This window comes from Acinetobacter sp. UNC436CL71CviS28 (assembly GCF_000620525.1).
GTDB lineage: Bacteria > Pseudomonadota > Gammaproteobacteria > Pseudomonadales > Moraxellaceae > Acinetobacter > Acinetobacter radioresistens.
Genome location: NZ_JIBB01000056.1, coordinates 1 through 9,916, shown reverse-complemented (window position 1 = coordinate 9,916; position 9,916 = coordinate 1). Strand labels below are relative to the sequence as shown.

General features: G+C 41.1%; 10 protein-coding genes and 1 pseudogene. 8 read left to right on the top strand and 3 right to left on the bottom strand.

All coding sequences use genetic code 11. From position 1 onward, the window contains the following. Positions 1–125 precede the first annotated feature (125 nt). A protein-coding gene (locus tag N518_RS0114380) for an IS3 family transposase (protein WP_101235108.1) occupies positions 126–1,285 on the top strand; the annotation gives its coding sequence in 2 pieces (ribosomal slippage) (positions 126–378 and positions 378–1,285; 1,161 coding nt in all). A gap of 190 nt (positions 1,286–1,475) precedes the next feature. Here the strand turns inward: N518_RS0114380 and N518_RS0114375 are convergent. Then, positions 1,476–2,846: a sensor histidine kinase gene (locus tag N518_RS0114375; protein WP_005404979.1), complete on the bottom strand. Its 1,371-nt coding sequence runs from the start codon at positions 2,844–2,846 to the stop codon at positions 1,476–1,478. Between the two features lie 3 nt (positions 2,847–2,849). Continuing rightward, positions 2,850–3,515 (bottom strand): response regulator transcription factor, encoded by a 666-nt coding sequence (locus N518_RS0114370; RefSeq protein WP_026444435.1) that lies wholly within the window; start codon positions 3,513–3,515, stop codon positions 2,850–2,852. A gap of 144 nt (positions 3,516–3,659) precedes the next feature. Here N518_RS0114370 and dsbD point away from each other — a divergent pair, with 144 nt between their 5' ends. Genes dsbD through dsbG form a run of 3 tightly spaced genes read left to right on the top strand, consistent with a single transcriptional unit; the run spans position 3,660 to position 7,198 of the window. After that, positions 3,660–5,588, top strand: coding sequence for a protein-disulfide reductase DsbD (gene dsbD / locus N518_RS0114365; RefSeq protein WP_005404981.1), 1,929 nt, complete (start codon positions 3,660–3,662; stop codon positions 5,586–5,588). Then, a complete protein-coding gene (locus N518_RS0114360; RefSeq protein ID WP_026444433.1) occupies positions 5,585–6,430 on the top strand; it encodes a TlpA disulfide reductase family protein in 846 nt (281 codons plus the stop codon). The genes dsbD and N518_RS0114360 overlap by 4 nt, the downstream gene beginning before the upstream one ends. Before the next feature lie 18 nt (positions 6,431–6,448). Beyond that, entirely contained in the window at positions 6,449–7,198 is a 750-nt protein-coding gene (gene dsbG / locus N518_RS0114355) for a thiol:disulfide interchange protein DsbG (RefSeq protein WP_005404983.1), read from the top strand. Positions 7,199–7,428: 230 nt separating this feature from the next. Here dsbG and N518_RS0114350 read toward each other — a convergent pair whose 3' ends face one another. Continuing rightward, a complete protein-coding gene (locus N518_RS0114350; protein WP_016165477.1) occupies positions 7,429–7,740 on the bottom strand; it encodes an ArsR/SmtB family transcription factor in 312 nt (103 codons plus the stop codon). Between the two features lie 122 nt (positions 7,741–7,862). Here N518_RS0114350 and N518_RS0114345 point away from each other — a divergent pair, with 122 nt between their 5' ends. The 4 genes and pseudogenes from N518_RS0114345 to N518_RS0114330 all read left to right on the top strand — a co-directional run. Beyond that, positions 7,863–8,279: a YeeE/YedE family protein gene (locus N518_RS0114345; protein ID WP_016165476.1), complete on the top strand. Its 417-nt coding sequence runs from the start codon at positions 7,863–7,865 to the stop codon at positions 8,277–8,279. 1 nt (position 8,280) lies between these two features. Beyond that, a complete protein-coding gene (locus N518_RS0114340; protein WP_026444432.1) occupies positions 8,281–8,697 on the top strand; it encodes a YeeE/YedE family protein in 417 nt (138 codons plus the stop codon). A 2-nt stretch (positions 8,698–8,699) separates the two neighbouring features. Next, a complete protein-coding gene (locus N518_RS0114335; protein ID WP_026444431.1) occupies positions 8,700–9,572 on the top strand; it encodes an MBL fold metallo-hydrolase in 873 nt (290 codons plus the stop codon). A gap of 71 nt (positions 9,573–9,643) precedes the next feature. Beyond that, positions 9,644–9,826 (top strand): annotated as a pseudogene (locus tag N518_RS0114330) (sulfite exporter TauE/SafE family protein); the annotation flags it as partial. Positions 9,827–9,916: the final 90 nt, after the last annotated feature.

The following is a 9,916-nucleotide window of genomic DNA, read 5'->3' as shown; positions in this document are numbered from 1 at the left end:
CCCTGAAAATGCCGACCATGGAAAGGATTCATATGCTGCACCTTTAGCTAAAACAGTCTTCAGCTTACCATTCGTGGTTATTTGCAACAGTGCCGGTGATAATGTATTCACCAAAGAGGTGCTCAATGAGAACAAGACGAACATTCACTCCAGAATTCAAACTAGAAGCAGCAAGCCTTGTACTTAATCAAGGCTATTCAATTACACAAGCTTGTCGTGCTTTAGATATTGGACAAACAGCATTAAAACGTTGGGTTGATCAACTCCAATTTGAACGAACAGGCCAATCTCCAACAACGCCTGCTTTAACGGCTGAACAAAGAGAAATACAACAACTTAAGACTCGTATTCATCAACTTGAGCAGGAGAAGATGATTCTAAAAAAGGCTACAGCTCTCTTAATGTCAGACGAATTCAAACATATGCGTTGATTGATCAATTAAGAAAGCTAAGCCCTGTTAAAGTACTCTGTCGTGCATTTGGTATACTTCGTTCAAGCTACTATCATTATCGTGCAACACGTAAAAGCCGAAGTTCAGATCGTACTAAGCTTAATGCCATGATCCATAGCCTATTTAAGCAAAGTCGTTGTTCCCTCGGTAGTCGTGGTATGCGGTACATGCTGTTGAATCAAGGGATTAAGATTGGGCGCTATTTGGTACGTAAGCTGATGCGTGAATCAGGTCTTATTTCCAAACAGCGAAAGAAGCATCGATATCAAAACACTGTGGATGAAACTATTCTTGTACCAAATACTTTGAATAGACAATTTAAACCTGCTTACCCCAACCATGTTCGGAGCAGTGATATCACATATATTTGGACAGGTAAGACTTGGGCTTATCTTGCGGTTGTGCTTGATCTGTATGCTCGTCGAGTGATTGGTTGGTCTATGTCGGCACAAGCAAATCAGCATTTAGTGCTTAAGGCATTAGATGAAGCATGGCATCGTAGAGGTAAACCAGCTGGAGTTATATTTCACTCCGACCAAGGCAGCCAATATAAAAGCCTCCTAGTTCGGCAGAGATTGAAAAGTTACGCCATACAACAAAGTATGAGTCGCAAAGGGAACTGTTGGGATAATGCTCCAACAGAACGACTATTTAGAAGTCTCAAGACTGAGTGGATTCCTAAACTAGGTTATCATTCAATTGAGGAAGCAAAACTAGATATAGGGCTGTATCTGATGGAATACTACAATCGGATACGACTACATCAATTTAATAATGGTATCAGCCCTTTTGCAGCTGAACAAAAACTTAAAACTGTGTCCAATATTTGTTGACCACTACAATCAACATTCATTGAAAAAAAGTCAGGTTTTAACTTTAGCTTTAAATAAATAATCTATGGTAAATACTCTGCATTTTGCATACTCAATTTTAGGGTATTAGATCATGCTTAATTAATAAAACTCCATTTAACATAATGGCCATTACATAAGGCAGAAGAAAACAAACACATACCTAGTCCTTTTAATTAGCTAAAGAATAAGAGGGGGAAATTTCTACAGTTAAGCCCTGAGGATATGTCCCGTAAAACTTAATATCATAATCATATTTGCTTAGAATTGTTTTAACCAAAGATAATCCCAAGCCATGCCCTGGTTGTTCTGCAGACTTTCGCCAAAAACGTTGCCCCAAAAGTTTCAGCTCATGTTCACTTAAAGTTTTTCCATTATCTTGAATGAAAAGTGAGCTATCCTGCATTTTGATAGTAATAATATCTGTTTGTGCATGTAAGGCTGCATTCTCAATAAGATTTTTAAGTACTGTATAAAGCGCAAAATCAGGAAGATAAATACTTGTTAAAGTTGCCCAATTGATATCCAGACTTTGATCAAGCTCAGGGTAGACTGGGTGTAAATCTGCAATGACTTGTTGCAGTACAGATGTAATATTCGTGGCTTCTAATTTCTGAACAGTATCCTGATCTATAGCTGTCAATGCTAAAAGTTGTTCAAGTAATTGTGCATATCTGCGGATGTTTATATTGGCTTGTTGAAGATTATCCTGTAAATCGTGCCCGGCATGTTGTTGTTGTGCGATGAGTTGAGCAAGTTGTACATGGGTTTTGATTGCCGTTAAAGGACTACGCAGTTCATGTGCAGCATATGCGGTGAAGACTTTTTCATTTTCCAAACTATGGTGCAATTTTTGGATCAACTGAGTTGAATTATCGACAAAAGGTTGTACCTCTTGCGGAATGTTTTTGGGGTCAAGATTTATTAAATATATGGCCGCGTCACCAAGTGTTAATTCTTTTAGGCTCAAATGCTGTGCAATGGTATCAAGACTTTTAAATTCTTTACGTATTATCAAAATAATCAATGTAATACAGATAAGCAGTGATAAAATTAGTGGAATAAGCACTGATTGCAGAATCTGCTGTAGGAGTGAATAGCGTAAGAACATACGTTCGGCAGCCACAACTTGGATATCATTTTTACGTAGCACATAACTACGCCACTCAATCTCACTTTGTTGCCAAGTACTAAAACCAAGCTGTTGTTGACTTAAGTTAGCTGGCGCACCTCGAGTTTTTGCCACAACATGTTGACCCACAGAAATATCTGAGCTGAATAAAGATACTTCGCAAGCAATTAGATTTTCAGCATCGGTAGACTTATTGGTTTGTTGAATAAGTTCGTTTTTAATCGCTTTCATAGGGAGTTGTTGAATTAAACGCGCGACCATATGTGCCGAAGCCGAAAGTCGTTGATCCAAGGTATCTTGCAGGCGTTTTTGCAGATCGACATACAACCAGGCGAATACAATACTCCACAGGCAAAGAAATACCATCAATAAGCTTGTGACCAAACGCCATTTCAAACTATAGCTTCGCATCTGTTATAATTCAGACACTTTAAACATATAACCGACCCCACGAATGGTCTGAATAAAATCAGCATTTAATTTTTGTCTTAAATGGTAAATATGCACATTTAAAGCATTACTTTCGATGCTGTCTTGATACCCATAAAGTTTGTCGAGCAATTGCTCATTTTTCAGAATCTGATTGGGATGGCTCATCAAAGTCTCAAGCAAACTGTATTCACGCCTTGAAAGCTGGATCGCTTGATGTTGATAAAATACTTCTTGGGTATCTCGATTTAAGCTTAAGTCTTCAAACTGTAGAACATTGGATGAAAAGCCGCGGTGACGACGCGTGAGAGCATGAAGACGGGCAACCAGCTCATCAAGTTCAAATGGTTTCGTCAGATAGTCATCAGCGCCTAAGTTTAATGCTTCAATACATTGCCGCGTCTGTATCCGCGCAGTGAGTACAAGTATCGGTGTATGAATCTGATCCTGTCGCCATTTTCTAAGTAACTCCAAACCATCCTGATCCGGCAATCCTAAATCGAGCAGGCACAGATCAACAGCGCTATGACGGATAAAATAATCTGCCGCGCTTGCCGTGCTGACATGCTCGACAGAAATATTTAAAAAATCCAAAGCCGCACAAATACTGTGGGCAATATATGGATCATCTTCTACCAAAACGACAAACATGCGGACTCCCATTGATTGTTCATCTATTTTATAAGCGATTGTTACTGTTAATGCTCTCTTAATTTTAGTTTTTGAATAATAGGGCATCTAACATTAAATACGATGCTGAAATTGATGATGTGGTTGTTGAGAATATTTTTGATAATGGTAGCTGTTTTAATAAGAACAGCACATGCTGATTTCTTGCCACCTGATCAGGCCTTTCAGTTTGAGGCAGTCTCGACCAGTCAGGAGGGTGCTGAACTTACATGGAAAATTGCCGATGGCTATTATCTCTATCATCATCAACTCAAAGTTAGTCATGATCAGAAAGCACTCAAACTGAGCCTACCAGTACCACAAGACAAAGATGATCCAACCTTTGGGCGGACCCAGGTTCATTATGGTCAAGTCAATACTCATATTCCGGTACAGCCTAATCAGCAACTCAATATTCAGTGGCAAGGCTGTGCGGAAAGCGGTTTATGCTATCCAGTACAACGCACTACGATTCAAACTGATGACGAGGGATTATTGCCCACCCAGAGATTCTCGGAGAGTAAAAGACTATTAAATGTGACATCAACTTTAACATCTACTTTAGTGCCAACCCAGTTATCTGAGCAAGCTGTTGCACAACAAAAAAAGGCAGCTTTAGGACCAGAAAATTCAACGAATAAAAACACAGTAGAAGAACCTGAAAATCTGGTAGCGGTACCACAAGATGAACAAGCCGCTGATGAATCGCAGAGACAAGCCTCAAGTGAAGTAAGCACCCAGAGAGAGCCTCAGATACAACAGGATCAGACGAATGCCTCTCTTAAATCTCAATGGAATAATGACCAATTCTTTTTTAACCTATTATCCAACCAGAACCTTTTAGTCAATTTGCTCGTATTTTTAGGACTTGGGATCTTATTGGCTTTTCTACCCTGTTCATTACCTTTGATTCCTATCCTTTCGGGTATTTTGGTCCAGCGCAAAACGGGTTATCGGGCCGCATTTATTGCCGGAGCCTTTGTTCTGGGGCTGGCCATCGTGTATGCCGTGATGGGCCTAGCCGTTGCACAACTAGGTTATAGCTTTCAGCGATGGTTTCAAAGTCCAGTTTTTATTGGCTTATTTGCACTGCTATTCACTGTATTCGCATTTAACTTATTTGGCGCTTTTCATTTGTCATTGCCACAAGGGGTGTTACATCGCCTTGATCAGTGGCAACAAAGACAAAAGGGCGGAACCTTGCTAGGTGCTTTATTGATGGGCATGATCGCAGCATTGATTGTTGGTCCCTGTATGAGTGCGCCACTCGCCGGGGCATTATTATTTGTTTCACAGTTGAATCAACCCGTGATGGGGGCAAGCTATTTATTTGTGCTTGGTCTGGGTATTGGTTTCCCCATATTTATTGCTTCAGTGTTTGGTTCACAATATTTACCTAAACCTGGCTTATGGATGGATCGTCTTAAGTTTAGCTTTGGCTTTGTCATGCTGGCTCTTGCTCTTTATTTCATCCGTCCGTTAATTCCAAGTGTGCTCTATTTCATCTTACTCGGTGCGGTTTTACTCCTGCTTGCTGGCTATTGCTTGCTAAAAATACTCCCTCATATATCTCGCAGTATAGCCAAAGCTATGGTGATGATTTTAAGCATTATGATTGCCTTAGGAGGAGCATGGCATATTAACCATGCCCTAGCTCAAATGAGTGTGACCCAAGCAGAGCAGATCTTGGCATGGCAACAGGTGAATACTGAGGATGAACTGAGTAGCGCCCTTGCTCGCTTTAAAGGTCAGACAGTCATTATCGATGTTTATGCGGACTGGTGTGTGGCCTGTCAGCCCATTGAGCATGAAGTTTTGCCGCGTGAAGATGTACAAGATGCTCTTCGTAATATCGCAAGGATTAAGCTCGATCTCACAAATTATCATTCAAGCCAGGATGAATTATTAAAGCAATGGCAGATTCTGGGACCACCAACCATGATCATGCTGGATGTCTCACATCAGGAACAACGTGAACTTCGACTGACAGGAACATTTAGTGCAGCCCAGTTACTCGCAAGACTTGAGCAACTTCAGACAGGCGAACGTGAATGATTTCATCTGAAGCCTTACACCTTGGACCATTGATGTTGCCCTGGACATTAATCATTATTTTGATTGGATTGATGACTGTGTCGATAATTGGCCAGATGGTGAGTAACAAACTCCGATGGGATAAAGCAGTGATCCAGGTTTTTCGGGATTCTTTATGGATCAGTGTCCTGATTGGGCTCATCGGGGCAAGAATCGTTTTTGTATTGTTACATTGGGATGCCTATTCCACATCACCTCTCGACATCTTCAAGATCCAAGACAAAGGATTCCATCTCATCGGGGGTATTGTTACTGCTATCCCATACTTTCTTTGGAAAAATAAAGGACTGCCTGGTAAATCCAAGGCTATTTTTATCTTTATTTTTACGCTGCTGCTGAGTCTTGGCATTGCTTTTCAAAACAATTTGAAACAGGAAACCCATTTTCCGGATTCAAGTTTTTCGTCCTTAATTCAACATGGTGAAATCTCAGAGAACGTTCCACTCAAGCAGTTTATCGGGCAGCCAACAGTGATCAATATGTGGGCCAGTTGGTGCTCACCGTGTCACCGTGAAATGCCCGTTTTACAGCAGGCACATAATCAATATCCCGGGATTAATTTCGTCATGCTTAATCAGGGAGAAGATCAAGTAACCGTACAGGATTATTTAAGACGTTATGATCTTAAATTTAAACATGTACTGCTTGATCCATATGGAGAAATACCACAACAGATGAATATGTTTGGACTACCAAGCACTTTATTTTTCAATGCACAGGGGCAGTTGGTAGAGCGTCATATGGGTGAATTGAGCCCTGCGATGTTGCAGCAATATTTAAAAAAGATATCCATCCAACCTTAATTTTTCTGGTGAATTTTTATGAATACATCGATACAACGTATCCTCATTTCCATGCTGCTTGCAGGTAGTGCAACATTGACTTCCGCCAATAGCGCTATCAAAAAACAGATTGAGCAGGAAGGATTTGAGTTTATTCAACAAATTCCTGCGCCCACAGGAATGACTGGCTGGGTGGGACACAACAATCAGCATCCTGGAACCGTATTTATTGCGAATGACCAGAAATATTACATTCTGGGTGATTTATACAATGCCAAAGGAGACAATCTTTCTGTTGATCTCATGAATAAACATGCCAAAGAAGCGGTTCTGGATAATGTTTGGAAAACCTTGGAAAAGGCTACATGGATCCAGGATGGCCAAAAAAATGCTCCACGCATAGTCTATGTCTTTTCGGATCCCAATTGCCCTTACTGCCATAAGTTTTGGCAGCAGGCGCGTCCATGGGTTAAGTCTGGAAAAGTACAATTACGCCATATTCAGGTCGGTGTCATACGTGAAGAAAGTCGTGCCCAAGTTGCCACTTTACTGATGTCAAAAGATCCTGCAGCAGTTTTTACTGATATGAACGTGAATAAAGGCAAGAAACGTTTAAAACCGGAAAATAAAATTCCTCAAGAGATTGCAAAAAAAATTGATTTTAATCAGGAGTTAATGGAGAAATATGGATTTTTCTCAACACCTTCCATAGTGTGGCGAGACAGTAAGGGCACTTTTAAATCTGCTCAAGGCATGCCAAAGGATCTGAAAGAAATTTTTGAGAAATAAATTTCGCAAGTGGATATGAGATTTTAGGTATTTTGTTAAATGATGGAAAACTTTATAAAGTCATCAGGTTCATATTTTCAACTGTCGTATAAATAAAGTAATGGTAATGCTGTATAGATTGTATTGCCATTATCTTTAGCCGATTTGAGCAGGAATATTGAGGTTAAAGCTTGAGGAATTATGAGTTTGTTAAAGTCACTCGATGGTACAAGTTAGAGTGAAAAACAGGCTTAAGCAGCACAATATAACTGATGCAGGGTTTGCATAATCGTCAGGATTCTGGGGTCAGATACTTGATAGAAAATCTGTTTACCTTCACGACGAGTGCTGACCATATTATTTTTACGCAGTACAGTCAGTTGTTGGGACAGTGTTGGTTGATGAATATCAGTGCTTTCCTCAATTTTCTGTACATTGAGTTCGCCTTCTACCAAGACACATAAAATTTTTAGGCGGTCAGGATTTGATAAGACTTTTAAGTAGTTTGTGACTATATCGACTTCCGAAAAATCAATTTTAGCCTGATTAGTTCCAGTATTCATTACGATCTCCTTCAGTCCTGCATAGTTAAAAATCATTTATGAAAGAATATCACAGAGTGCTTGATTAATATTATATATTATATATTATAAATAAATATATTATAAACTTAAGTAGACTCGCTATGCATGATTTCCTGATTGCTTTTCTCGGCGGTTTGATGCTCGGTGTATCGGTCGTTGGTTACCTGTATGTGCATGGTCGTATCGCAGGCATCAGTGGCTTAATCGGACAGGTGCTGAATCCTAAAATGATGTTTAAAACATCTGCGATTTGGTTCATGGCGGGTTTAATCACGGTGCCATTTATCTATGGACTGTTTGTTCAGCCAGAAATTGAATTGAATGCGAGTCCGCTGATGCTGGTGGTTGCGGGTCTCTTGGTCGGCTTTGGTACCCGCTTAGGTTCAGGCTGTACCAGCGGTCATGGCATTTGCGGGATGAGTCGTTTGTCTAAACGTTCCATCGTGGCCACCATGAGTTTCATGTTTGCTGGTTTTGTCACTGTTTATATTGTTCGTCACGTGACTGGAGCATTTTAAAATGAAAAATATTTTAGCTTTTATTTTTGGTGCTCTTTTTTCTGTCGGACTGATGGTTTCAGGCATGTCCAATCCGGAAAAAGTGCTGGATTTCCTGGATCTGTTTGGTGACTGGGATGCCAGTCTGGCCTTTGTGATGATGGGTGCAATTGCCGTGGCATTTATTCCCTTTCAAAAAGCCATGCGTTCTGCAGCACCGAAAACCGTATTTAACGAACCTATTGTATTGCCCACCAGTCAAAAACTTGATCCACGCTTAATCATTGGCAGCCAGTTGTTTGGTATCGGCTGGGGGATTGCTGGGGTATGTCCAGCACCAAGTTTCACCTTGATTGGCCTGGGGCATTACCAGGTCTTCTATTTTATTATCGCGATGTTGATTGGCGTATTGCTGCACCGTAAATGGGCTGGAGAATAACGATGGCAAAACACCCACTGGTACAGGATTTTTTTGACGAGGCGACCAATACCTTCAGTTACGTGGTATCCGATCCAATAACAAAGCGCTGTGCCATCATTGACAGTGTGCTGGATTATGATGCGGCATCTGCAACCACTTCAACCACACAGGCAGATCGTATCATTGCCTATGTCAAAGCACAGACTTTAGACGTGGAATGGATTTTGGAAACCCATGTTCATGCAGATCACTTGACTGCAGCCCAGTATTTGAAACAGGAACTGGGCGGAAAAATTGCAATCAGCCAGAAAATCGCTGTGGTGCAGCAGACCTTTGCTGCAATTTATAATCTGGATCTCAAGCAGGTGAATGCTAGTCAGCCATTTGATCATTTATTTGAAGATGGTGAGCATTTCAAAATCGGTGAGCTGGATGTTTATAACATAGCAACACCGGGGCATACGCCTGCTTGCCTGAGCTATGTGGTTGAAGATGCAGTCTTTGTCGGCGACACGCTGTTTATGCCGGACTATGGTACGGCCCGTTGTGATTTTCCAAAAGGTAGTGCAGAAAAGCTTTTTGATTCGGTACAAAGCCTGTATCAGCTCCCAGAAGATACACGGGTCTTTTTATGTCATGACTATTTGCCTGAAACACGTGAATCGTATGTGTGTGAAACCACTATTCAGGCTCAGAAAACACAGAATATCCATATTCACGAGGGAGTCAGTAAAACTGAATTTGCTCAGATGCGAAACCAGCGGGATTCAGGACTCAGCATGCCGAAGCTGATTCTGCCTTCGATTCAGATCAATATGAAAGCAGGACAGTTCCCAACGCCAGAACAGAATGGGGTTTCTTATTTAAAACTTCCGCTTAATTACTTCAAATAGGCATGTTTCAAGATTAAACAAAAAGGTTTGTCTTTTGTTTAATTGCATTAGCAAAGAGAGGAACAGTGGCTATGTGGGTGTTAATACTGGAAGGGTTGGCCATCGGTGGCTTGCTGGGTTTAACCGGTGCTGGTGGCGGCATTCTGGCTGTACCGGCACTGATGGCGAGTCAGGGCTGGACCGTGGCACAGGCTGCGCCTGTGGGCTTGCTGGCAGTGACTCTGTCTGCCTTGGTCGGAACGTTCGAGGGTGTACTAGCTCAAACCTGATCTGACAGTTACCCATTTTTTATTGTGCCTGTCAGGTTAAATTTGAGCTAAATTCTTCTCAGCCCAAATCCGTTT

Excerpts from the sequence above, each read along its gene's own strand:
- N518_RS0114375 (WP_005404979.1), bottom strand. The coding sequence starts at position 2,846 with ATGCGAAGCTATAGTTTGAAATGGCGTTTGGTCACAAGCTTATTGATG.
- N518_RS0114370 (WP_026444435.1), bottom strand. The coding sequence starts at position 3,515 with ATGTTTGTCGTTTTGGTAGAAGATGATCCATATATTGCCCACAGTATT.
- dsbD (WP_005404981.1), top strand. The coding sequence starts at position 3,660 with ATGGTAGCTGTTTTAATAAGAACAGCACATGCTGATTTCTTGCCACCT.
- N518_RS0114360 (WP_026444433.1), top strand. The coding sequence starts at position 5,585 with ATGATTTCATCTGAAGCCTTACACCTTGGACCATTGATGTTGCCCTGG.
- dsbG (WP_005404983.1), top strand. The coding sequence starts at position 6,449 with ATGAATACATCGATACAACGTATCCTCATTTCCATGCTGCTTGCAGGT.
- N518_RS0114350 (WP_016165477.1), bottom strand. The coding sequence starts at position 7,740 with ATGAATACTGGAACTAATCAGGCTAAAATTGATTTTTCGGAAGTCGAT.
- N518_RS0114345 (WP_016165476.1), top strand. The coding sequence starts at position 7,863 with ATGCATGATTTCCTGATTGCTTTTCTCGGCGGTTTGATGCTCGGTGTA.
- N518_RS0114340 (WP_026444432.1), top strand. The coding sequence starts at position 8,281 with ATGAAAAATATTTTAGCTTTTATTTTTGGTGCTCTTTTTTCTGTCGGA.
- N518_RS0114335 (WP_026444431.1), top strand. The coding sequence starts at position 8,700 with ATGGCAAAACACCCACTGGTACAGGATTTTTTTGACGAGGCGACCAAT.